General features: G+C 74.7%; 16 protein-coding genes. 6 read left to right on the forward strand and 10 right to left on the reverse strand.

All coding sequences use genetic code 11. From position 1 onward, the window contains the following. Nucleotides 1-83: 83 nt before the first annotated feature. The 3 genes from QBL21_RS27680 to QBL21_RS27690 all read right to left on the reverse strand — a co-directional run bounded on the left by QBL21_RS27680 (nt 84) and on the right by QBL21_RS27690 (nt 4,353). Complete coding sequence (locus tag QBL21_RS27680; protein ID WP_407564952.1) at nt 84-1,745, reverse strand: alpha-L-fucosidase; 1,662 nt, start codon at nt 1,743-1,745, stop codon at nt 84-86. Then, nucleotides 1,738-3,996: a 4-alpha-glucanotransferase gene (locus QBL21_RS27685; RefSeq protein WP_407564953.1), complete on the reverse strand. Its 2,259-nt coding sequence runs from the start codon at nt 3,994-3,996 to the stop codon at nt 1,738-1,740. Before QBL21_RS27685 ends, QBL21_RS27680 begins: the two co-directional genes overlap by 8 nt. A 135-nt stretch (nt 3,997-4,131) precedes the next feature. Continuing rightward, the gene (locus QBL21_RS27690) at nt 4,132-4,353 is read right to left on the reverse strand and encodes a hypothetical protein (protein WP_037752677.1); all 222 of its coding nucleotides are present in this window, start codon (nt 4,351-4,353) and stop codon (nt 4,132-4,134) included. Nucleotides 4,354-4,951: 598 nt separating this feature from the next. On the opposite strand from QBL21_RS27690, the gene QBL21_RS27695 reads away from it, so the two are divergent. After that, nucleotides 4,952-8,092, forward strand: a complete 3,141-nt coding sequence (locus QBL21_RS27695) for a beta-N-acetylglucosaminidase domain-containing protein (protein ID WP_407564954.1) — start codon at nt 4,952-4,954, stop codon at nt 8,090-8,092. A gap of 265 nt (nt 8,093-8,357) precedes the next feature. On the opposite strand, the gene QBL21_RS27700 is transcribed toward QBL21_RS27695, so the two are convergent. The 7 genes from QBL21_RS27700 to QBL21_RS27730 form a co-directional block, all read right to left on the reverse strand. Beyond that, complete coding sequence (locus QBL21_RS27700) at nt 8,358-9,398, reverse strand: N-acetylglucosamine kinase (RefSeq protein WP_407564955.1); 1,041 nt, start codon at nt 9,396-9,398, stop codon at nt 8,358-8,360. Beyond that, nucleotides 9,389-10,654, reverse strand: coding sequence for a 6-phospho-beta-glucosidase (locus tag QBL21_RS27705; RefSeq protein ID WP_407564956.1), 1,266 nt, complete (start codon nt 10,652-10,654; stop codon nt 9,389-9,391). Before QBL21_RS27705 ends, QBL21_RS27700 begins: the two co-directional genes overlap by 10 nt. Then, nucleotides 10,651-11,580, reverse strand: coding sequence for a carbohydrate ABC transporter permease (locus tag QBL21_RS27710; protein ID WP_407564957.1), 930 nt, complete (start codon nt 11,578-11,580; stop codon nt 10,651-10,653). The genes QBL21_RS27705 and QBL21_RS27710 overlap by 4 nt, the downstream gene beginning before the upstream one ends. Next, a complete protein-coding gene (locus QBL21_RS27715; RefSeq protein ID WP_407564958.1) occupies nt 11,580-12,527 on the reverse strand; it encodes a carbohydrate ABC transporter permease in 948 nt (315 codons plus the stop codon). The genes QBL21_RS27710 and QBL21_RS27715 overlap by 1 nt, the downstream gene beginning before the upstream one ends. After that, nucleotides 12,527-13,873 (reverse strand): ABC transporter substrate-binding protein, encoded by a 1,347-nt coding sequence (locus tag QBL21_RS27720; protein WP_407564959.1) that lies wholly within the window; start codon nt 13,871-13,873, stop codon nt 12,527-12,529. The genes QBL21_RS27715 and QBL21_RS27720 overlap by 1 nt, the downstream gene beginning before the upstream one ends. A gap of 110 nt (nt 13,874-13,983) precedes the next feature. Then, nucleotides 13,984-15,192 carry an ROK family protein gene (locus QBL21_RS27725; RefSeq protein ID WP_407564960.1) on the reverse strand — a complete coding sequence of 403 codons (1,209 nt, stop codon included), beginning with the start codon at nt 15,190-15,192 and terminating at the stop codon, nt 13,984-13,986. A 172-nt stretch (nt 15,193-15,364) separates the two neighbouring features. Then, nucleotides 15,365-16,375 carry a mechanosensitive ion channel family protein gene (locus QBL21_RS27730; RefSeq protein WP_407564961.1) on the reverse strand — a complete coding sequence of 337 codons (1,011 nt, stop codon included), beginning with the start codon at nt 16,373-16,375 and terminating at the stop codon, nt 15,365-15,367. Between the two features lie 322 nt (nt 16,376-16,697). Between QBL21_RS27730 and QBL21_RS27735 the strand changes: the two genes are divergently transcribed. The 5 genes from QBL21_RS27735 to QBL21_RS27755 all read left to right on the forward strand — a co-directional run bounded on the left by QBL21_RS27735 (nt 16,698) and on the right by QBL21_RS27755 (nt 24,097). Further along, on the forward strand, nt 16,698-17,234 hold the full coding sequence (locus QBL21_RS27735; protein ID WP_407564962.1) for an HNH endonuclease: 537 nt from the start codon (nt 16,698-16,700) through the stop codon (nt 17,232-17,234). A 332-nt stretch (nt 17,235-17,566) separates the two neighbouring features. Then, nucleotides 17,567-19,072 carry a hypothetical protein gene (locus QBL21_RS27740; protein WP_407564963.1) on the forward strand — a complete coding sequence of 502 codons (1,506 nt, stop codon included), beginning with the start codon at nt 17,567-17,569 and terminating at the stop codon, nt 19,070-19,072. A gap of 20 nt (nt 19,073-19,092) precedes the next feature. Further along, complete coding sequence (locus tag QBL21_RS27745) at nt 19,093-20,091, forward strand: glutamate ABC transporter substrate-binding protein (protein WP_407564964.1); 999 nt, start codon at nt 19,093-19,095, stop codon at nt 20,089-20,091. Nucleotides 20,092-20,175: 84 nt separating this feature from the next. Next, entirely contained in the window at nt 20,176-21,477 is a 1,302-nt protein-coding gene (locus QBL21_RS27750; protein WP_407566583.1) for a hypothetical protein, read from the forward strand. Between the two features lie 28 nt (nt 21,478-21,505). Further along, nucleotides 21,506-24,097, forward strand: coding sequence for a tetratricopeptide repeat protein (locus QBL21_RS27755; protein ID WP_407564965.1), 2,592 nt, complete (start codon nt 21,506-21,508; stop codon nt 24,095-24,097).

Here is a 24,097-nt window from a genome sequence, read left to right on the forward strand (position 1 = left end):
AACCGTAGCGAACACCGCCGCCGCCCGCGCGCCCGGGGTCTCCTAACGCGCGCCGCCCGCCGCGCCACCCGCCGCCGCACCCGCTACGGCGCGCGCTCCCCCGCCGTGCTCAGGTGCGCCGTCACCGGCAGCAGCCGCGGCTTCGCCCGCGCCTCGTCCACCCGTACCCGCAGCCGCTCCGCCGTCACCGGCGCGGCCAGCGGCAGGATCCGGTACGCGCCGATCGTGGTGCCCGCCGCGATCTCGCGCCACTGACCCGTCCGGGGGTCCTGCGCCTCCACCGCGAAGCGCTCGACGCGCTGCCCGTGCCGGATGTCCTCGCCGAGCCGGACCCGGTCGAAGGTCTGCGGGCCGCGCCGGTCGAGCACGTTCTCGCCGTAGACCGCGCGCACCCGGTCGCCGAAGGTGCGCAGTTCGCGTACGTCCTCGGCGGCGATCCGGCCGTCGCGGGCGGGCGGCACGTTGAGCAGCAGCGGCGCGTTGCGGCCGACGCTCCGCTCGTAGAGCGCGAACAGCTCGTCCGCGGTCTTCGGCCGCTCGCCGGGGTGGTGGAACCAGCCGGGGCGGTTGGAGACGTCGGCCTCCGCCGGATACCACTGGAGGTGGCGCACCCCGTCCGCGAGGAGCCGGGCGCGGGAGCCGATGTCGGCGTCGGTGGAGTCGTTGGGCAGCGCGCCGTGCGTGGAGCGGGGGTCGACGGTGTGCGGGGTGACGCTCCACTCGGTCTCGCGGGCGACGCCGCGCTCGTTGCCGACCCAGCGGACGCCCTGCGGACCCTGGAAGACGACGGTGTCCGGGGAGAGCGCGTGGATCAGCTCGTACCACTGCCGGAAGTCGTACTCCTGCGTGAGGCCCGCGTCCCGCCACGGGTTGGCGCCGTCGAGCCACAGCTCGTCGATGGGGCCGTACTCGGTGAACAGCTCGTAGACCTGGTTCAGGTAGTACGCGTCGTAGTCGTTGGCGCGCACCGTGAACGTGGGCAGCCGCCCGGCGGCGACGTCGTCGGCGCGGTCGTCGCCCTCGGCGAGGGTGGGGATGGTGTGCGTGCGCACGGGGCTGCCGTTGCCGTAGCGGCCGTGGCCCGAGGGCGGGCCGCCGTCGGCCAGCGCGGTGCGCTCGACGCTCGTCAGCGGCTCGCCCGCCTGCTGCTTCGCGCGCAGGTCCGCGAGCCAGCCGGCGTGCCAGTCGTGCGGCAGTTCCGCGCCGTCGGACGGGGAGAGGTAGACGCCGACGTCGAGGCCGGCCCTGCGGGCTTCCTTGACGTACGTGCCGAGGAGGTCGCGGCTGTGCGGGCTGGCGGCCACGGAGTGGTCGGAGTAGCGCGTCGGGTAGAGGTTGAAGCCGTCGTGGTGCTTGGCGGTGAGCATGGCCAGCTCGGCGCCCATCGCCTGGTACGTACGCATCCACTGGGCGACGTCGACGCGGCCGGGGTCGAAGAGCGCCGGGTCCTCCGCGCCCGAGCCCCACTCGCGGTCCGTGAGGGTGTTCATGCCGAAGTGGGTGAAGGCGGTCACCTCGCGCCGCTGCCAGGCGAGCTGGCCGCGGGTGGGCACGATGTGGGCGGCCTTGGCGACGATGCGCTCGGAGGTGTCGCAGTCCTCGACCGTCATGTGGGAGGCGGGCTCGATCGGCCGGCTGCATCCGTCGGCGGCGGAGGCGGGCTCGCGGGCGGCGGGCAGCAGGGCGGTCGCCGTGAGGGCGACGGCCGCGGCTCCGGTGCCGACGGAGCGGGCGGCGCTACGCACCGGGGTCCTCCTCGCCCGTACCGCCGGAGTCCGCACCGCCTGACTCCGCACCGCCTGGCTGCTCACCGCGGGACTCCGCACCGCGGGACTCCGCAAGGCGAACCTCACCACCGCGCGGCTCCGCGCCGCCGGGCCCGGCGGCCGGGAGCCCCGGGACGGCGCCGCCGTCCCTGCCGCCGATCTCGCGCACCACCTCCGCCAGCAGCCGGTGCGTACGCGGCGAGTCGGCCAGTTCCTCCAGGAGCAGGGTGCGGCCGTCGGGGTCGGCGATCGGCAGCCGCCAGTGCGGGTACTCGCCGCCCGCCCCCGGCACGTGCTGCGGGCGGTGGTCGCCGGCCGCGTCCGGCAGCCAGACGCCGACCAGCCGCGCGGGGGTGCGGGCCAGGAAGCGGTACAGGCCGGTGATGACGGACGCCTCGTCGGCCCGGCCGCCGGGCAGCAGCCGGAGCCGGTCGAGCAGGTCGAGCCAGGCGCCGACCTCGACGGCGTCGATGGCGCGGGCGGCGGGCAGCGGGATGTCGACGAGCCCCAGTTCGTGGCGTATCGCCAGGTGCGCGCCGCTGAGCCGGGCGGCGGTGGGCGGCAGGTCGTGGCCGGTGACGGTGGCCAGCACGTCGTCCCGCCAGCGCTCCGGCGGCCGCGGGCACGGTACGCCGCCGGGGGCCTCCGGCGCCGGCTCGCGCTCGGCCCACAGCACCGAGGTGCCCAGCACGCCGCGCGCCGCCAGCGCGTCCCGTATGCCGCGGTCCGCCGGGGCGCCGCCGAGGTCGTTACCGAGCACCGGGGTGCCCGCGCGGTGCGCCTCCAGCGCCAGCACGCCGAGCATCGCCGCCGCGTCGTACGCGACGTACGTGCCCTCCGCCGGCGGCCGTCCCGCCGGCACCCACCACTGCCGGAACAGCCCGCTCACCTGCCCGACGCGCAGCGCTCCCGCCCGCCGCAGGGCGACGCGCAGCAGCGAGCGGTACGGGCCGTACCCGGTGGCCGCGAGCCGGTCGGGCCGCCACGGCGGCACGCCGTGGTCCGTGCCGTCCGCGCCCGGGGCGCCCGGGGCGTGCGGCGGGGCGCCGGCGGTGACGCCGGCGGCGAGGACGGACTGCTCCGCCCAGGCGTCGGCGCCCGAGGGGTGCACCCCGGCCGCCAGGTCGTGGACGACGCCGACGGCCATGCCCGCGTCCCGGGCGATGCGCTGGGCCCGCCAGAGCTGGTTGTCGGTGAGCCAGGCCAGCCGGCAGTGGAAGTCGATGCGGTCGAGCAGGTCGTGCCGGGCGCGGGTGGTGGCGTTGGAGCGCGGGTCGGCGAGGCCGCCGGGCCAGGTGCGCCAGTCGGGGCCGTGGATCTCGGCGAGCGCGCACCAGGCGGCGTAGTCGTCGAGGGGCTGGCCCTGTTCGGCGAGGAAGTGGTGGTACGCGACGCGCCGGCCGGGCGTCAGCTCGACGCGCATCAGCAGTTCCAGCGCGGCGCGCTTGAGCCGCCACACCTCGTCGCGGTCGATGAGCCCGCCCTTGGCGCGCACCTTCTCGCGGAGCGCGGCGGCGCGGCCGGCCAGCTCGGCGGCCCGTTCGCGGTCGTCGGGGGCCAGGTAGCGGTATTCCGGTATGTCCTCGATCCGCAGGTGCACGGGGTCGGCGAAGCGCCGGGAGGAGGGCCGGTACGGGGACGGCTCCGCGGGCTGTCCCGCGGCGCCGGGGACGGCGGCGTGCAGCGGGCCGAGCTGCACGAAGTCCATGCCGTGGGTGCGTGCGGACCAGGCGGCCAGCTCGGCGAGGTCACCGAGGTCGCCCATGCCCCAGGAGCGGGTGGACAGCAGCGCGGGCAGCGGGAGCGCGAGCCCGGCGCCGCGCCGGCGCGGCTGCGGCACACGCGCGGGGGCGGCGATGACCGTGGCGGTGCCGGTGCGCCCGTCGGGGGCGGTGGCGGTGAGGGTGTGGACGCCGGGCGGGAGCGGGGCGCGGGGGTCGAGTTCGCCGCCGGCCTCGTCGGCCAGGGCGGTCTCGGTGCCGGCGGGCAGCGGCCCGGGGTCGAGGAGGGTGCCGGCGGGCGGCACGAGGGTCGCGGGCAGGAGCCGGTTCCGCTCGGCCGCTTCGTGCGCGGCGAGGGCCGCGGTCACGGCGGCGGGCCCGGAGGCGTCCACGCCGAGCGCGGCGAGGACGGCGACGAGAGTGCCGTCGGGGATCTGGACGGCGCGGCCGGGAGTGCGTTCGTACGAGACCGCGACTCCGTGCAGCGCAGCTAACCGCGCCAGAGACATGCCACCCCCAGGTGGTATGCGACGTCATCGGCTCCGGCGTCACCCACAAACCCGGACGCGGGCCCCGGAGGGTCGCCGCCGGGGTGAGCCGGCAGGCTGATCGTACTGCGGCAGACGCGCGCCGTCAGCAGGCCGTCACGTGAAGTGAACGGGCGGCAGCGGCTCGCTGATGAGGTTGTCGTCGGCGGCGAGCGGCGGCTCGCTCGTCAGCGGGGTGCCCGCGGCCAGCGGGGGTTCGCTGGTCAGCGGCAGCTCGGCGCAGGAGCAGGCGCCGGCCAGGCCGTAGTCGGGGTCGGCGCCCTCGACGGGTTTGAGGTGGTGGTCGTGGCTGACTTCATACGGAGCGGGAGCGGCCACCGCGGGTCCTCCTCGATGTCGGCTGGTCACGTCGGCCGCTACCCGATCAAGGGTCCGGCAGTCGTGGCGACACGCGTTCGTGCCTTACGTCACACTACCCGGCACGGGCGATTTCACTGTAACGGGCCCTGTGTAACGCAAGAGCTGGGGCACGTATGCCCTCCCGGCCCGCTTTTTCCGCCGGGAACCGGGCGAACGGAAGACGGCCGCCGTCCGGACGGCACCGCGCGGTGAGCGCACGATGACGGCGCGGCGACGGCACGGTGGCGGCTCCCGCGCAGGCCGGGGGTGCCGCGGCGGTACGGCGCCGGTACCCTGGCTCGCTCTCCCGGCGGATCGGGGCCGACCGGCGCGTTGACAGCGGCGGTGCCGCGGTGGTGGGCTCTCGGCTGCGCCCCGCTCGCGTGCGGGCGGGTGGCGGCGGCGCGCGGGACGGTGTACCGCGCGCGTACGGACATCCTTAACCGCGGTGCAACGCCGGGGTGACGAACGGTCGACGGCGTCGGCGTACGGTCGGATACGACGGCCGGGGGGCCGGTGTACGGCATCGGAAGCGGACGGAGGGCAGGCGGAGTTGGGCGGAGCTGCCAGGCGGCGGGTGGCCACGGCGACGGCGCTGTCCGCCGCCGTCATCGGCGGGCTGCTCGGCGGCCGGGCGCCGGACGCCGCCGCACAGCCGCAGCAGCCGGACGCCGGCGGCGCGGGGTCGGCCGGATCGACCGGGACGCCGGCCGCGGAGGCGGCGCTGCGCGACGCGGTGTGGCCGCGCCCGCAGCAGTTGCGCGCCCGCGACGGCGAGGTGCACGCGGGCGGGCAGGCGGTGCTGGTCACCCCCGAGGGCGCGGACCCGCGGGCGCTCGCGGAGCTGCGCGAGGTGCTGCGGTCCTTCGGCGTACGGGAGTTCACGCAGGCACGCCCCGGCGCGGCGCTGCCCGCCACCGGTCTTGTGGTCTACGCCGAGGAGACGCCGGCCGGCCCCGCGGGCGTCCCGGGCCCGCCCCGGCGCTCCCCCGCCGACGCCGCGCTGCGCGCCCTGGGCGCCGGCGAGCAGGCCGACCTGCCGGCCGGCGGCTACCGGCTGGCCGCCGGGCAGCACGCGGGCCGCGACGTCGTCGCGCTGGCCGGCACGGACGCGGCGGGCCTCTTCCACGCCGTGCAGACGCTGCGCGAACTGGCCCGCGCGGCCCGTACGGAGAACACGCTGCCCGCGGTGTCCGTACGCGACTGGCCCGGCACCGCCGTGCGCGGCATCGCCGAGAACCACTACGGCCGCCCCTGGAGCCACGAACAGCGCCTGGCGCAGCTCGACTTCATGGGCCGCACCAAGCTCAACCGCTACCTCTACTCCCCCGGCGACGACCAGTACCGCCAGGCCGGCTGGCGCGAGGCGTACCCCGCCGACCAGCGCGCCCGGTTCCGCGAGCTGGCCGAGCGGGCCCGCGCCAACCACGTGACGCTCGCCTGGGCGGTGGCGCCCGGCCAGAACTTCTGCTTCTCCTCCGGCCGCGACCGCAAGGACCTGCTGGCCAAGGCGGACGCGATGTGGGCACTGGGCGTACGGGCCTTCCAGCTCCAGTTCCAGGACGTCAGCTACAGCGAGTGGGCCTGCGGCGAGGACGCCGACGAGTACGGCTCGGGCCCGGAGGCCGCCGCCCGCGCGCAGGCCGAGACCGCCAACGCGCTGGCCGCGCACCTGTCCCGGCGCCACCCGGACGCGGCGCCGCTGTCGCTGCTGCCGACCGAGTACTACCAGGACGGCACCACCGACTACCGCTCCGCGCTCGCCGGCGAGCTGGACGAGCGGGTGGAGGTCGCGTGGTCCGGCGTCGGGGCCGTGCCCAAGGAGATCAGCGGCGGCCAACTGCGCGAGGCACAGGCCGCGTTCGGCGGCCACCCGCTGGTCACCCAGGACAACTACCCCGTCAACGACTACGCCCGCGACCGTATCTTCCTCGGCCCGTACGACGGCCGCGACCCGGCGGTCGCCGGCGGCTCCGCGGGCCTGCTGGCCGGCGCGATGGAGCAGCCCGCCGCCTCCCGCGTGCCGCTGTTCACGGTCGCCGACTACGCCTGGAACCCGCGCGCGTACGACCCGGACGCCGCCTGGCGCGCCGCCGTGCGCGACCTGGCCGCGGACGCCCCCGACCCCGAGGGCGCGGGCGCCGCGCTCGCCGCGCTGGCCGGGAACTCGGCCTCCTCGGAGCTGGGCGCCAAGGAGTCGGCGTATCTGCGGCCGCTGATCGCGGACTTCTGGCGCGAGCGGGAGCGCGCGGCGGGCGGGCGGCGGGGCGCGGAGAGGGCGGCGCAGCGGCTGCGGGACGCGTTCACCGTGATGCGCCGCGCGCCGGAGGAGCTGGCGCCGCTGGCGGACGGCACGTTCGGCGACGAGGTGCGGCCGTGGCTGGCGCAGTTGGCGCGGTACGGCGAGGCCGGCGAGCGGGCGGTGGACATGGTCACCGCGCAGGCCGACGGGCGCAACCAGGAGGCGTGGCAGGCGCGGCTGGAGCTGCAACGGCTGGCCGGCGAGGCGGGCCGCGGCGGCGGGGTGGTGGGCGCGGGTGTGCTCGACGCCTTCCTCAGCCGGGCGCTGACCGACTCGGACTCCTGGCTGGGCGCGGGCGGCGGCAAGCGCGGTGCCGGCACCGGGGCGTCCGCCTCCGGCGGCGCGGAGCCGCTGCCGGGCTCGTCGGTGTCGGCGGCTGCCGACGGCAGGCCGGCCACGGCGTACGAGGCGGCCCGGCCGCCGTCGCCCGGCGCGTACGAGGCGCTGGTGGTGGAGTTCGACCGGCAGCCGCTGCGGGCGGTGACGGTGCTGACCCAGCCCGGCACCGGCACCAAGGCGGAGGTGCAGGTTCGGGTACGGGACGGGGGCCGCACCGGGTGGCGCCCGCTGGGCGACCTCGACGGCGGCGGCTGGACGGAGCTGTCCGCCGGGCGCGCCGACGCCGACGCCGTACGGCTCGTGTGGGCGGCCGACACCACCGCGCCGGTGGTGCACGAGGTGGTGCCGTGGTCCGCCGACGAGCCCGGCGCCCGGCTCACGCTCTCCCGCGACGAGGCCGACGTGACCATCGGCGGCGATCCGGTCGTGGTGGACGCGGAGTTGTCCGCGCGGCGGCCGGGCGACTCGGGCGGCAAGGTGACGGCGAAGGCGCCGGAGGGGCTGACGGCCGAGTTCCCCGGCAAGGTGCGGATACCGCGCGGCACGACCGCCCGGGCGCCGATCGAGATCCGCGCGACGGACGACGTGGCGGCCGGCACGTACGAGATCCCGGTGCGGCTGGAGGACGGCGGCGGCACCCAGGTCCGTACCGTCACCGTGCACGCCTACCCCGCGGTGGGCGGCCCCGACCTGGCGCCCGCCGGCCGCGCGTCGTCGTCGGCGGACGAGACGCCGGACTTCCCGGCGGCGGCGGTGGCCGACGGCGATCCGGAGACGCGGTGGTCCTCGCCGGTCGAGGACGGCGCCTGGGTGCAGGTGCGGCTCGCGGAGCCGGTGCGGGTCGGTGAGGTGGCGCTGAACTGGGAGAGCGCGTACGCCAAGCGCTACCGCGTGCAGGTCTCCGCCGACGGCCGCCGCTGGCGCACCGCGGCGGCCGTGGACGACGGCGGGGGCGGGCGCGAGTCGGTGCGGATGGACGAGCGCGAGGTGCGTTACGTGCGCGTCCAGGGGGTGGAGCGGGCCACGGAGTTCGGCTACTCGCTCTACGCCCTGGAGGTACGCGCCGTACGCGGCTGACCGCCGGGACGCGGAGACCGGCGCGGCCGGCCGCCCGCGGTTCGGGGGCGGAGCACGGCCCGGGAGGAGCACGGCTCCCGGGCCGGGGAGCGGAGGGCGCTCGCACCGCCCGCGTCGGCGTGAGCGACCGCGGTCCGCCACCGGGCCGGACCGCTTCGCGCATGTCAGGACGGGGTGCGAAGCCCGCCGCCACCGCCCCGGCCGGGCGCCACCGGACGGGCGGCGGGCCGGTGCGCCGCCGCTCCCGCCCCCAGCCGTAGTCCCCTCAGCCGTAGTGCTGCCGGGTACGGGACCTGGCCTCCTCCGGGGCGCCCGCGTGGTCCAGGCCCAGCAGGGCCGCGCCCAGCACCGGCGGGGCCGTGACCACCCGCGGGACCGCCTTCGGGGCGCGGGCCGTGAGCAGCATCCGTATCCGGTCGTCCAACTGCGCGTGGCCCGCGGCCAGGACGCTGCCGCCGAGGACCACCGGCACCTCCTCGTCGAGCAGCCCGAGCCGCTCCAGCGCCACCGCCGCCAGCGCCACCACCTCGTCGGCCAGCCGGTCCACGAGGGACCGCGCCACCGCGTCGCCCCCGGCCGCCACCGCGAACAGCAGCGGCGCGAGCCGCTGGGTGCGCGCCACCGGGACGCGGCCCAGGTGCACGCCCTCGATCAGCTCGTACATGGTGCGGAGGCCGAAGTGCTCGGGTACCGCCGTCGCCAGGGCGGTCGGCTCGCCGCGGCCGTCCTCCGCCCGCGCCGCGTACCAGATCGCCTCCGCCGCCAGGCCCGCGCCGCCGCCCCAGTCGCCGGAGAGCTTGCCGAGGGCGAGGAACCGGTGGGTGCGGCCGTCGGGCAGCAGCCCGGCGCAGTTGATGCCGGCGCCGCAGACGACGGCGACGCCGCGCGGCTCGGCGCCCGGCGGGAGGCCGGCGCGCAGCAGCGCGAAGGTGTCGTTGTGGACGGCGACCGTACGGCCCCAGCCGCGGGCCTCCAGCGCCGCGCCGACGGTGCGTTCCTCGACGGGCAGGTCGACGTTGGCCAGGCACGCGGACACGTGCGCGGCGACGGGCCCGCCGGAGTCGCCGGAGTCGCCGGAATCAGCGGAGTCGCCGAAGGCACCGGCTCCCGCCTGCCGTACCGCCCCGGCCACCGCCTCCGCCAGCACGTCGACCGCCGCCGCCACCCCCGTCGTCGGGGGCCGGAAGCCGCCGCTGCGCCCCTGGCCCAGCACCGTGCCGTCCGCCGCGACCAGCGCCGCGTCCGTCTTGCTGTTCCCGGCGTCGATCGCCAGCACAGCGGCTGTCCGCCCCGGGCTCAGGCCCACGACAGGTGCTCCCGGTTGTGCTCTATCAGCGCGTCCGTCAGCCGCTCGGCGCGGTCGTACTGCCCGACCAGCGGGTGCGCCAGCAGCGCGCGGAAGACCCGCTCGTGCCCGCCGTGCAGCGCCGCCTCCAGCGCCAGCCGCTCGTACGCCGTGGCGTGCGCGACGAGGCCGGCGAACAGCGGGTCCAGGTCCGGGACGGCGAGCGGCCGGGCGCCGTCGGCGGTGACCTCGGCCTGCACCTCGACGACGGCGTCGTCGGGGAGGAACGGCAGCGTGCCGCGGTTGGCGGTGTTGACGACCTGGACGGCGCCCGCCGCCCCGCCCAGCAGGGACGCGGCGAGCGCGACGGCGGCCTCGGAGTAGTACGCGCCGCCGCGCTGCGACAGCAGCTCCGGCTTGGTGTCGAGCGTCGGGTCGGCGTACATCCGCAGCAGTTCGGCCTCCATCCCGGCGACCTTCGCGCCCCGCGTGGGGCCCTCGCGCTGCTCGCGTACGACCTCGTCGTGGGCGTAGTAGTAGCGCAGGTAGTACGAGGGCACGACGCCGAGCCGGGTCAGCAGCCCGGGCGGCAGGTGCAGGTCCTCGGCGATCCGGGCGCTGTGCTCGCCGATGAGCTTGGGCACCACGTCGACGCCGCCGGGGCCGCCGAGGCGTACGCCCAGCTCCCAGGTGAGGTGGTTGAGGCCGACGTGCTCCAGGTGGACGTTCTCCGGCTCGGTCCCAAGGAGCGCGGCGAACTTCCGCTGGAGGTGGATCGCGACGTTGCAGAGGCCGACCGCGCGGTGTCCGGCCTGGAGCAGGGCGCGGGTGACGATGCCGACGGGGTTGGTGAAGTCGATGATCCAGGCGTCCGGCGCGGCCCTGCGGACCCGTTCGGCGATGTCGAGCACCACGGGCACGGTGCGCAGCGCCTTGGCGAGACCGCCCGCGCCGGTCGTCTCCTGCCCGACGCAGCCGCAGTCCAGCGGCCACGTCTCGTCCTGCTGCCGCGCCGCCTGCCCGCCGACGCGCAGTTGGACGAGGACCGCGTCGGCGCCCTCGACGCCCTCCTCCAGCCGGTCGGTGGTGACGACCCGCCCCGGGTGGCCCTGCCGGGCGAACATCCGCCGCGCCAGGGCGCCGATCAGCTCCAGCCGCTCGGCGGCGGGGTCGATGAGCACCAGCTCGTCGACGGGCAGCGTGTCGCGCAGCCGCGCGAACCCGTCGACCAGCTCGGGGGTGTAGGTCGAGCCGCCGCCTACCACTGCGAGTTTCACCCTTTGACTCCTGTCAGCGTGACGCCCTCGATGAAGGCTTTCTGGGCGAAGAAGAAGACCACGATCACCGGCGCCATGACCAGGACCGTGGCAGCCATGGTGAGGTTCCAGTCGGTCTGGTGGGCGCCCTTGAACGATTCCAGCCCGTAGCTCAGCGTCCACCAGCCGGGGTCCTCCGAGGCGTAGATCTGCGGCCCGAAGTAGTCGTTCCAGCAGTAGAAGAAGTGGAACAGGGCGACGGCGGCGATGGCGGGTTTCGCCATCGGCACCACGATGCGCAGGAGCGTGCGCAGTTCGCCGCAGCCGTCGATGCGCGCGGCCTCGGTGTACTCGCGCGGGATGGTCAGCAGGAACTGCCGCAGCAGGAAGACGCTGAAGGGGTTGGCGAAGGCGAACGGGATGATCAGCGGCCACAGCGTGCCGGTCAGGTCCATCTGCCGGGACCAGAACAGGTACATGGGCACGATGACGACCTGCGGGGGCAGCATCATCGCCGCGATGACCATCATCATCGCCAGGTTCCGGCCGCGGAAGCGGAACTTGGCCAGCGCGTACGCCACGGGGAGGCTGGAGCCGACGGCGAGCACGGTGCCCAGGCCCGCGTACAGCAGCGTGTTGCGCCACCAGGTGAGGAAGCCCGGGGTCTCCCACACGGTGCCGAAGTTGCCCCACTCCCAGGTACGCGGCCACAGCGCCCGGGTCAGCGCCTGGTCGTCGCTCATCACCGCGGTGAGGAAGACGAAGACGAACGGCAGCACGAAGAACAGCGCGGCGGCGATGGCCAGGGCGTGCACCGCCACCCAGTTCAGCAGCTCCCTGCGGCGCGCCTGCGCGTTCGTCGCCGGGCCGCGCCGCGGGCGCCTGCCGCGGGCCGGCGGGCGCGCCGCCGCCGGCCGCTTCCGCTCGGCCAGGTGTGCCGCCGCCATCAGTCGTCCTCCTTCAGAAAGCCGCTGCCGCGGCGCATCAGCAGGTACGTGAAGGCCATCGCGAGGACGAAGAGCACGAGGGCGACGACGCACGCCGCGCCCGTGTCGAACCGCTGGAAGCCCAGGTGGTAGATGCTCTGCGGGACGGTGAGGGTCGACTTCTCCGGATAGCCGGGCTCGAAGTGCTGGCCGGATCCACCGATGACGCCGCTGGCGACCTTCGCGGCCACGATGGGCTCGGTGTAGTACTGCATCGTGGCGATCACGCCGGTGACGACGGCGAAGAGCACGACGGGCCGGATGTTCGGCAGCGTGACGTACCGGAACCTCGCCCAGGCGCCGGCGCCGTCCAGCTCGGCGGCCTCGTACTGCTCCCTGGGCACGTCCAGCAGCGAGGCCATGAAGATGACCATGAGGTCGCCGACGCACCACAGCGCGAGGACCGTCAGCGCCGGTTTGGACCACTGGGCGTCGTTGAACCAGCCGGGCTCGCCCAGGCCGAGCCGGTCGAGGATGGTGTTGACCGGTCCGGTGCCGGGGTTCATCAGGAAGACGAAGGACATGGTGGCGGCGACCGGTGGCGCCAGGTACGGCAGGTAGAACAGGGTGCGGAAGACGCCGCCGCCGGTCTTGATCTTCGTGATGAGCAGCCCGATGCCGAGCCCGAAGACCGTGCGCAGGGTGACCATCACGGCAACCAGCCACAGGGTGTTGGCCAGGGCGGGCCAGAAGAAGGGGTAGTCGAACAGGACGTAGCGCCAGTTCTTCAGGCCCACCCAGACGGGGTCGGTGAACCCGTCGTACTTCATGAAGGAGAAGTAGACGGTGGCGCCGAGCGGGTAGGCGAAGAAGACGCCGAAGCCGACGAGCCAGGGCGAGAGGAACCCGAGGGTGCGCAGCGCCGCGCGGCGGCGCCGCGCACCCAGGGTGTGGACGGCGGCGGCCATCAGCCGGCCTGCGCGTTGTCCTTGTCGATCTGCTCGTCGGCCTGCTCCAGCAGGGACGCCAGATCGTCCTCCTTGCCGCTCTCGTACTTCAGCCCGTAGTCCTGGAGGGTGAGCAGGAAGGCGCCGCCGTTCTTCGAGGACGGGGCGTGGCTGGACTCCGGGTGCTGGGCGATGTCGACGAACGTGCGGTAGACCGGGTCGTCGTTGAGCTTCGGGGACTTCAGCGCGGCCAGCGTGGAGGGCACGTTGTGGATGGCGTTGGCGAAGTCCACGACGGCGTCGGTGTCGGTGGTCAGGTACTTCACCAGCTCCCAGGCGGCGTTCTTCTTCTCGCTGGTGGTGGCGATGCCGGTGATGGTGCCGGAGAGGTAGCCCTTGCCGTACGAGTCCGCCTGGTCGTCGGGTACGGGGAAGGGGGCCGCGCCTATCTCGAAGCCGACGTCGGCGTCGGCGGCCATCTTGCCGCGCCACTCGCCGTCCATCTGCATGGCGACCTGCCCGGTGTGGAACGGGTGCTTGGGGCCCCACTCGTCGCCGAAGGTGTTGCGGTACTTGCGCAGCTTCTCGAAGCCGCCGAGGGCGTCGACCATGCTCTTCTGCCACTCGAACATCTCGGCCGTCTTCGGGTCGGCGGCGGCGTTGGAGTTGCCCTCGTCGTCGAAGTAGGTGAGGCCGAACTGCCCGCCGTAGTGCTCGACGGTGGTCTCGTAGCCCTGGTAGTTGGGCATGAAGCCGAGCTGTTCGTAGCCGTCGCCGTCGGGCTTGGTGAGCTTCTTGGCGACCTCCTCCAGCTCGGAGAGGGTCTTCGGCGGGGCGTCGATGCCGGCTTCCGCGAAGGCGTCCTTGTTGTAGTAGAGGCCGTAGGCGTCGCCGAGCAGGGGCAGCGCGCAGCGCTTGCCCTCGTACTGGGTGTAGTCGAGCATCGGCGCCGGGAAGGTCTCCTCGGGGCTGATGCCGGACTCCTCCAGGAAGGGGTCGAGGTCGGCGAGGACGTGGGAGGAGCAGAAGCGGCCGACGTTGTCGGTGGTGAACGAGGACACCACGTCGGGGGCGTTGGAGCCGCCGGCGCGCAGGCCCTGGTTGAGCTTGTCGTCGTTGACGCCCTTGACGGACTTCACCGTGATGTTGGGGAACTTCTTCTCGAAGGCGTCGATGTTGGCCTCGATCGCCTCGACCTCGGACGGCGCGCTCCAGCCGTGCCAGAAGGTGAGCGTGACGTCGGCGTCGGGGTCGTCCTTCGCGGAGCCGGAGTCGTTGCTGCCGGTGCAGGCGGCGGCGAAGAGGGACAGCGCGGCCGCGGCAGCGACCGCGGCGGCGGCGCGGGCACGTGGGCGGGTTGCGGGCATGGTCGTGGTACCTCCTGGCGGGTGCAGGGGACTCGGGTGGGTACGGGGCGGGCGGGCTCGTGCCGGGCGGGTGGTGCGGGAGACGGGCCGTGCGTGTGCCGGGCGGGGCGTCAGCGGACGGTGGTGTCGAAGACCTCGTCGCGGGTGGCGGCGAGCGCGGTCTCCAGCGCGCCGGTGAGTACCGGGTGCTGCTCGACCTCGCCGGTCACCAGGCGCGGCCGGGGCGCGGCCAGTTCGGCCAGCTCGGCCTGGACGAGCGTGCGCAGCCGCTCGCCGCCGGCGGCCAGCACGGCGCCGGAGAGCACGATGAGCTGCGGGTCGAGGACGGCGACGACGGAGGCGAGGCCGACGGCCAGGCGCTGCGCGAAGCGGTCGAGGAGTTCGGCCTGCCGGGGGTCTTCGGGCTCGGCGGCGGCGCGGGCGACGAGTGCGACGGCGACCTCGGCGTAGTGCCCGCGCTCGGGGGCGAGGCCCAGCTCGCGGGCGAGCGGGGCGAGCGCCTGGGCGCCGGCCAGCTCCTGGAAGCCGCCGCTGTTGGCGCGGGTGACCTGGCGGACGAGGGTGGCGCCGGGCACCGGCAGGAAGCCGACCTCGCCGGCGCCGCCGGTGCTGCCGCGGTGCAGCCGGCCGCCGATGACGACGGCGGCGCCGAGGCCCTCCTCGTTCCACAGCAGTACGAAGTCGTCGTGGCCGCGGGCGGCGCCGCGGCGCTGTTCCGCGACGGCGGCGAGGTTCACGTCGTTGTCGTACGCCAGCGGCATGGGCAGGGCGGCGGCCAGCTCCTCCAGCAGGGTCGGGGAGTGCCAGCCGGGCAGGTGGGAGGCGTAGCGCAGGCGGCCGGTGCCGGGATCGAAGGCGCCGGGGGTGCCGATGACGGCGCGGTGCAGCTCGGCGCGGGTGAGCCCGGCGTCCTTGGCGGCGCCGTCGACGGCGCGGACGACGCGGCGCACGGTGCCCTCCGCCGCGGCGCCGCCGCCGGTGCGCTTGGCGGTGGTCAGCTCGTACGAGCCGACCGTGCGGCCGGTGACGTCGGCGACGGCCGCGCGGATCCGGGCGGCGGTGACGTCGAGCCCGACGACGTGGGCGACGGCGGGGTTGAGGGCGTAGAGCTGGGCGTTGGGTCCCGGGCTGCCCTCGCTGGTGCCGGTGGCGATCACCAGCCCGGCCGCCTCCAGCCGGGCCAGGAGCTGCGAGGCGGTCGGCTTGGACAGGCCGGTGAGGTTGCCGAGCCGGGTACGCGAGAGCGTGCCGTGCTCCAGCAGCAGCTCCAGCGCGGCGCGGTCGTTCATCGCGCGCAGCGTCCCCGGGCCACCGGCCATGGGCGTCACCTCTCACCGATCAGGGCTCGTGCCGTACCGTGTACACCCCGAATGGTTAGGAAACTTTCCTGTCGGAGTGCGGCGAAAGTAGTGCCGCGGACGAGGCGCGTCAAGAGGACGGGCGAAACGCGGCTGCTCCGGCGCCCCGGCGGCCCCGGCGGCCCGCCCCGGCCTACTCCCCGCCGCCACCGCCGCCCGGGGCGGCCGGCTGCTGCGGCAGCGCGGCCTGCTCCGCCCGGAGCGGCACCACCGTGCCCGGCGGTACGTCCGACATGACGACGCCGGCCGCGAGCAGCGCCTCCCGAAGCCGCCAGCGCAGCTCCCGCTCGACCCCGATGGACTTCCCCGGCATCGTCCTGACCTGCACCTGAAGCGTCGCCGTACCCTGCGAGACGGCGGTCAGGCCCAGCACCTCGACCTCGCCCCACAACTGCTCGCTCCACGGCTCCGTCCGGCCGAACTCCTCGCCGGTGTCGACGATCACGGCGCGCACTCGGTCCAGGTCCTCGCCGGCCGCCACGGGCACGTCGACGACGGCCGTCGCCCAGCCCTGGCTGAGGTTGCCGATCCGCTTGACCTCGCCGTTGCGCATGTACCAGATCGCCCCGTTGTCGCCGCGCAGCTTGGTCACCCGCAGCCCGACCTCGATCACCTCGCCGGTGACCTCGCCGACGTCGATGGTGTCCCCGACCCCGTACTGGTCCTCGACGAGCATGAAGACCCCGGAGAGGAAGTCCATCACCAGGTTGCGGGCGCCGAAGCCGAGCGCGACGCCCGCGACGCCGGCGCTGGCCAGCAGCGGCGCCAGGTCGATCTTGAGCGCGGAGAGCACGGTCAGGGCGGCTGTGCCGAGAATCACAAAGGAGGCGCCGCTGCGCAGGATGGAGCCCAGCGCCTCGGAGCGCTGCCTGCGTCTCTCGTGGTTGACCAGCAGCCCGCCGAGCGCGGTGCCGTCGACGGCGTCGGCGGTCCGCGTCATGCGCCCTATCAACTTGGTGATCATGCGCTGCACCACGCGGCGCAGCACGTACGCGATCACGACGACGAGCAGGATCCGCAGGCCCACGCCCAGCCACGAGGTCCAGTTCTCCTGGATCCATCCCGCCGTCTCCTCCGCGCTCCTGCGGCCGTCCTCGATCGTCGGGGAGGGGCTCTCGGCAGCCGGGCGGGCGGTGGCGGACACGGCTTGGAACCTTCCGTTCAGGGGTGGACGCCCTCACCCTACCCGGCGCTCCGGCCTGCCCCTTTGCCACTGCGACGGGGCCGTCGCGGGCGCCGTGGGGCGGGCGGCGCCGGCCCGTGTTGCGGTCCTGTTACCGCCCCCGCGGGCAGGCGTAGGGCGGGGCCGAAAGGGGGATCAACATCACGGGGGCGGCCGTGGAACCTTGCCGGACGGTTGGCCCGTTTACCTGATCGTGGCTGGCGCGGAGGCGGGAGTGCAGGACACACTGTTGACCAGATCGTCCCGGCGCGAGCCACGCGCCGCCGGCGTACAAGGAGGCACCGTGCCGCACGTCCTCGTCCTGAATGCTTCATACGAGCCGCTCGGCGTCGTGCCGCTGCGCCGCGCGCTCGTGCTGGTGCTGAACGGCAAGGCTGTGAGCCTGGAGGAATCCGGCGCCTTCCTGCACAGCGCCACCCGGGTGATAGCGGCGCCGAGCGTCGTGCGGCTACAGAGGTTCGTACGGGTCCCCGTCAGGGGGCCCGTTCCGCTCACCCGCCGGGCGCTCTTCGCCCGCGACGGGGGGCGCTGCGCGTACTGCGGCGGCGTGGCCACGAGCGTCGACCACGTGATCCCGCGCAGCCGCGGCGGACTGCACCGCTGGGACAACGTCGTGGCGGCCTGCCGCCGCTGCAACCACGTGAAGGCCGACCGGCCGATCCACGAGCTGGGCTGGCGGTTGCGCCACCAGCCCGCGCCGCCGTCCGGACTTGCCTGGCGCATCATCGGAACAGGGCATAGGGATCCGCGCTGGTTGCCCTACCTCCAGCCATACGGCGCGGACGAGGCCCTGGCCCGGATCGACGGCATCTCTGCCTAGAACCGGGCCTTTGTTATGCCCGCCGCGATGCCCGCAGAGATTCCCGCGGCGACGTCCTTCGAGACGCCCCCCGCGGCCCCCGCGCCCCGGCTCTCCCCCCGGGGCGCGGAAGCCGGTCGGAACAGGAACCGAACGGATGCTCTGCGCGTGATGGAAGGCAGGATGGGAGCCTGACGCCCACTGCGTGGCGCGCTACGGTACCGATCCGAACAAGATCCCGGGAATCGCGGTGTGACGGTCTCAGCGGGCCGCCATACTTGCCGACGTGCCCGGGGTGGACTGGACCCGCCCACGCAACCGGGCGAACAGCCAGCGACCCAGGGGGAGGTCACGTGACGTACCCGCCGCCGGCCGGCAGCGCCGCGCCGCCGGAGCACCAGACCGCGCCTGCGTTTCCCGCGCAGGCCGCGCCCGACGGCCCACTCGTACCGCAGCCGGGGTCCGCGGGGGGCGGCCCGCCGGCACCGCCGCCGCCCGCCACGCCGCCGGCGCGGCGCTCCGCGTTCGCCGAGGGCCTCGACAAGCTGCGCGGCGCGGCGACCACCGAGCCGGGCCGGCTGCGGATCATCGGGGCCGTACTCGCGGTGCTGGTCGTGCTGTTCGGGGCGCTGACCGCATGGCAGGTGTCCGACCGGTCGGCGGCGGCCGACGACGTCATCAACCGCAGCCAGCCGCTGAGCGCCGACGCCGCGGACATCTACCGCTCGCTGGCCGGCGCCAACACCACGGCGGCCAGCGGCTTCCTGGAGGGCGGGCAGGAGCCGCCCCAGGTGCGCGCGCGGTACGACGCGGACATCAAGCAGGCGTCGAAGCTGCTGGTGAAGGCGGCGGCCAACTCCCAGGGGGCCGGGGAGTCGCAGAAGCAGATCGAGAAGCTGAACCAGGCGCTGCCGGTCTACACCTCGCTGGTCGAGACCGCCCGCGCCAACAACCGCCAGGGCCTGCCGCTCGGCGGCGCGTACCTGCGCTACGCGGACGAGCAGATGCGCGAGACGCTGCTGCCCGCCGCCCAGCAGCTCTACCTCTCCGAGACCGGCCAGTTGGAGGAGGACTACTCCGACGCCAAGTCGTGGCCGTGGGCCGCGCTGGTCAGCGGGCTGCTCGCGCTCGGGGTCCTGTTCTGGGCGCAGCGCCGCCACTACCGCCGTACCAACCGGGTGTTCAACCACGGCCTGGTGGCGGCCTCCGCGGCCACCGTGATCGTGCTGCTCTGGCTCGCCGTCGGGCACACCTTCGCCCGCTCCGGCCTCGGCGACTCCGACCGGCACGGCGCCCAGTCGATGCACGCGCTCAACGAGGCCCGGATCAACACCCTGCGGGCCCGTGCCGACGAGAACCTCACGTACGTCAACCGCGGCTCCGTCACCACCGAGGAGGGCGTGGACAAGTACGAGGACAGCTACGTCAAGGGCATGAACAAGCTGGCCGGCAAGGACCCCGCCGCCGAGGCGGCGCCCGGGGGCAGCATGCTGGGCCGCGCCATGGAGCTGGCCGACGACGACGCCGGCCGCGAGCCCATCGCCAAGGCCATGAACAACGTGCGCGAGTGGCGCAAGATGCACGGCGAGGCACAGGACAAGAACGTCGCGGGCGACTACGAGGCCGCGAAGGACATGGTCCTCGGCGGCGACGAGGAGGAGTCGACCAGCGAGTTCTTCGACGCGGTCGACGACAGCCTGAAGGTCGCTCTGGACCACGAGCGGCAGGAGTTCACGTCGGCGGCCGAGGACGGCCGCGGGGCGCTCTCCGGCCTGTGGATCGGCGGAGCGGTGCTCGGCGTGCTCGGCGCGGCCGGCGCGGTGTTCGGCATCGGCCGCCGGCTCTCGGAGTACCGGTGACGGCGAAGGGGGAGGCAGCGATGCGGACGGCGAAGGCGCCGAGGACGAGGCGGAACCTGCGCGGCTGGGGCGGCGTGGCCGGGACGGCGGCGGCCGTCGCGCTGACCGCCGCACTGCTGCCGGGCCTCGCGGGCGACGACCGGCAGGACGGCACGGCGGACGAGCGGGCCGGCGGCGGCGCGGTCGCGGCGCAGCCGGCGAAGTCGAGCCAGGAGAAGTGCGAGACGCCGGAGGCGAGCCTGCGGCCGTCCGCGACCGCCTCCGGCGACGGCGTCAAGCGGATCATCGACCGCGGCTATCTGATCGCGGGCATCGACCAGAACAGCTTCCAGTGGGGCTACCGCAACCCGCTCACCGGCGACCTGGAGGGCTTCGACATCGACCTGGCGCGGGCCATCGCCGGGGAGATCTTCGGCAAGGGGAACGAGGAGGGCAAGGTCGTCTTCCGCTCCATCCCGACCAGCGAGCGCATCCCGGCGCTCAAGGACGAGCGGGTGGACGTCGTGGTGCGCACGATGACCATCAACTGCGAGCGCATCGAGGAGGTGGCGTTCTCCACCGAGTACTTCACCGGTGACCAGCAGGTGCTGGCGCCCGCCGACTCGAAGATCACCGGCTTCGACGAGAGCCTGGACGGCAAGCGCGTGTGCACCGCCGAGGGCTCCACGGGCCAGGGTGCGCTGGAGGAGGAGTCGTTCGGCGCGGAGGTCATGCTGGTGCCCAACCAGCTCGACTGCCTGGTGCGGGTGCAGCTCGGCGAGGCGGACGCGGTCGTCACCGACAACGCGCTGGCGGCCGGCCAGGCCGCGCAGGACCCGTCGATGAAGCTCTTCGGCACCCTGAACCGCCCCGAGCCCTACGGCGTGGCGATGAACAAGAACGACCACGATCTGGTGCGCCGCGTCAACCACCTGCTGGAGGACTACCGCGAGAACGGCTGGATGGAGTCGTACGACAAGTGGCTGGCCGACGCCATGCCGGGGATCGAAGGGCCGCCCGCCCCCAGGTACAAGGACTGAGCGGGCGCACACGGGAACAGCACGGCAACGGGCAGAGTACGGCAGCACGGAGGGAAAGAGATGCCGCTCCCGCCACGGGGTTCGATGGACCGCGAGGAGGTCGATCGTGCGCTTGCGCGTCTGGGGGCCGAGCACGAGGCGATCGAGACCTCGCTGCTCGCGCTCCAGGACCACGCGGGACGCCGGCTGCTGGAAGGCGCCGAGCTGTCCGGTACGACCAAGGAGCGCTGGGCCGCCGCCGAGCAGGCGATCTCGCTGCTGTGGGCGCACTTCGACGCGTACACCGGCGCGCTCGGCTCGGCCCGCCGGATCCGCACCCGCCGCCGTTCGCCCGGCACCGCGGAGCTGGCCGAGCTGACGGCGCTGCTGCGGGACCACGGCGTCACCATCGCGCCGGGTGCCGCCGCCCTGCCCCGTACGGTCGCGGGCGGCTATCCGGCGTCGCTGACGGGGCCCGCCCGGCTGTCGGAGTCGCTGAAGCTGGACGAGCTGGTGGAGCGGATGAACCGGTGGTACGCGGAGGTGATCGACGTCGTCGCGGCGGCGGACTCCGTGTGGTCGGCGCTGCCCGCGCGCATCGACCTGCTCGCCGCCGAGTTGCAGCGCACCCGTTCGCTGGCGCAGTCCGTCGGCGTACGTCCCGGGGAGCACCCGGCGGGCGACGACCTGGAGCGGATCACCGCGGAGCTGGCGTCGCTGCGCGACGAGGTGGTCCGCGACCCGCTGGCGTTCTGGTCCCGGCCGGCGGGGCGCAGTCCCGGCGCGGCGCCCGGCGGCGGTACGCCGGACACCGCGCGCTACGACACGGCGGCGCGCGGTCTGGAGGACGTGCGCCGGGAGATCGACGCCGTGCTGCACGTCCGGCAGGACGCGGAGGAGCGGCTGATCAGGGTGCGTGACGTGCTGTCGCGCGCGGACCGTACGCTGGGCGAGGCGCGCCGGGCGCGCGGCGAGGTGCTGGCGAAGATCGCGGCGTCCGAGGTCCCGGCGGTCAGCGGCCCGCCGACGGCGTTGAACGAGCAGTTGGCCAACGCGGTCGAGTTCCGCAGGCGCGCCCAGTGGCACCGGCTTTCGCCGCTGCTGGAGAGCCTGGAGCAGCGGGCCGAGGAGGAGTTGCTACGGGCGCGGGAGTCGCTGACCGCGGTGACCGCGCCGCTGGCCGTGCGGGCGGAGCTGCGCGGCCGGCTGGACGCGTACAAGGCGAAGGTGGCGCGGCACGGCTTCGCCGAGGACCGCATCCTGGTGGAGCGGTACGACGCGGCGCGCCGGCTGCTGTGGTCGGCGCCCTGCGATCTGATCGCGGCGGAGCAGGCGGTGCTGCGCTACCAGCGGGCCACGGCGGAGGTGCTCGCGGGCCCGGTCGACCGGCCCGGGGGCATGGCGTGAGGCTGGACGGAACGGAGTTGGGGGAGTCATGAGCAACGCGCAGGCATGTCAGCGGCCGGGCTGCGGAGGAACGTACGAGGACGTCGGCGGCGGCGAGCTGTACTGCGACACCTGCGGGCTCGCCCCCGTCGTCTCGCCGGACGGCGTGGTCGGCTCGGCGCCCACCGGGGTGACGGGCCACCGGCGCGGCAGCCGGGGCAGCAGGGGCAGCTCGTCGAGCAGCTCCAGCGCTTCGAGCCGGTCGAGCAGCACGTCGCGGAGCAGTTCGCGGGCGTCGCGCCGGTCGGTCTCCGGGCGGCTGTCGCGCGCGCTGACCGGGGAGTCGACGGGCCGTTCCGTCTCGGTCAAGAGTTCCCGTACGTCCGCGATCGCCTCCCGCGGCAAGCTGGGCGCGGGCCTGGTGACGGTGCCGGAGGTGCCGCGGCCCGACCCGCGCACCGCGGTGCTGGAGAACCCCGAGGTGCCCGAGCGCAAGCGGTATTGCAGCCGCAGCGACTGCGGGGCGCCGGTGGGCCGTTCGCGCGGCGGGCGGCCGGGGCGTACGGAGGGCTTCTGCACCAAGTGCGGGCAGCCGTACTCCTTCGTGCCGAAGCTCCAGGCGGGCGACATCGTCCACGGCCAGTACCAGGTCGCGGGGTGCCTGGCGCACGGCGGTCTGGGCTGGATCTACCTGGCGATCGACCGCGCGGTCGCGGACCGCTGGGTGGTCCTCAAGGGCCTGCTGAACACCGGTGACGAGGACGCCATCGCCGCCGCGGTCTCCGAGCGCCGCTTCCTCGCGGAGATCGAGCACGCGGGCATCGTGCGCATCTACAACTTCGTCGAGCACCTCGACCAGCGCACCGGCAGCCTCGACGGCTACATCGTGATGGAGTACGTCGGCGGCAAGTCGATGAAGGAGATCGCCAACGAGCGGCGCACGCCGGACGGCAAGCGCGACCCGCTGCCGGTCGAGGTGGCGTGCGCGTACGGGATCGAGGCGCTGGAGGCGCTCGGGCACCTGCACAGCCGCAACCTGCTGTACTGCGACTTCAAGGTCGACAACGCCATCCAGCAGGGCGACCAGCTCAAGCTCATCGACATGGGCGCGGTGCGCCGCATGGACGACGACGAGTCCGCGATCTTCGGCACCGTCGGCTACCAGGCGCCGGAGGTCGCCGACGTCGGCCCGTCCATCGCCTCCGACCTGTACACGGTGGCCCGCACGCTGGCCGTGCTGACCTTCGACTTCCAGGGCTACACCAACGTCTTCGTCGACACCCTGCCCGACCCCGACTCGATCGACGTCTTCAACCGGTACGAGTCCTTCTACCGCCTGCTGGTGCGCGCCACCGACCCCGACCCGGCCCGCCGGTTCGCCTCCGCCGCGGAGATGTCCGAGCAGTTGACGGGCGTGCTGCGGGAGGTCGTGGCGCTCCAGACGGGCAAGCCGCAGCCGGCGCTGTCCACGCTCTTCGGGGCGGAGCTGCGGGTGGTGGACACCGAGCTGTTCCCGCCGGCGACCGGCGAGACCTCGCGGCTCGGCGCCCGGGCGGTCGACAAGCGCGAGCGCGCGGCGCGGGCCGCGGGCAACGGCAGCCCGGCGCTGCCGGCCGCGCAGGGCGTACCGCCGCAGTTGCCGGGCGGCGGGCAGGGGATGGGCACGCAGGTGGCGCTGCCCGCGCAGATCGCCGACACGCTGCCGCTGGACTCCCCCGCGGCGGCGCTGGCGCTGCCGGTGCCGCGGGTGAATCCCAGCGACCCCAACGCCGGCTTCCTGGCGGGCCTGATGGCCGCCGCGCCGGCGGAGCTGACCGCGGCGCTGTCCAACGCGCCGACCGACTCCATCGAGCTACAGCTCCGCCGGGTACGCGCCCACCTGGAGCTGGGCGACCTGGCCGCGACCGGCTCGGCGCTGGCCGAGCTGGGCACGCAGCACCCCGACGACTGGCGGATCGTCTGGTACCGCGGGCTCCAGGCACTGGCCACCCGCGACTTCGAGACCGCCGCGCTGTCCTTCGACGCGATCTACGACGCCTTCCCCGGCGAGCCCGCGCCGAAGCTGGCGCTGGGCATCTGCGCCGAGGTGCTGGGCCAGTTGGACAACGCCACCGAGTACTACCGGCTGGTGTGGACGACCGACCCGGCGTACGTCAGCGCCGCGTTCGGCCTGGCCCGGGTGCGGCTCGCCGCCGCCGACCGGTCCGGTGCGGTACGGGCGCTGGAGTCCGTACCGGAGGCGTCGATCCACTTCACCGCGGCGCGCGTCGCCACGATCAGAGCCCGGCTGCGCCAGCGCGCCCCGCAGGAGCCGCTGCTGACCGACCTCCAGGCGGCCGGCACGCAGGTGGAGCGGCTCCAGGACATGGGGCTGGACTCGGGCCGCAGGGCCCGGCTGTCCACCGAGGTGCTGGGCAGTGCGCTGGACTGGGTGCTGACCGGCAGCACGGGGGCCGGCGCGGGTCCGGGCGGCCCCTCCGGTCCGCCGCGCCCACTGCTGGGTTGCGCGCTGGATGAGAACGGGCTGCGGCTCGGTCTGGAAAACTCCTTCCGGGTGCTGGCCCGTCTCGCACCCCACGGCCATGAGCGGATCGACATGGTCGAACGGGCCAACCGCTACCGGCCGAAGACCTGGGTATGA

Source organism: Streptomyces sp. 184 (genome assembly GCF_045781775.1).
Taxonomy (GTDB): Bacteria; Actinomycetota; Actinomycetes; order Streptomycetales; family Streptomycetaceae; genus Streptomyces.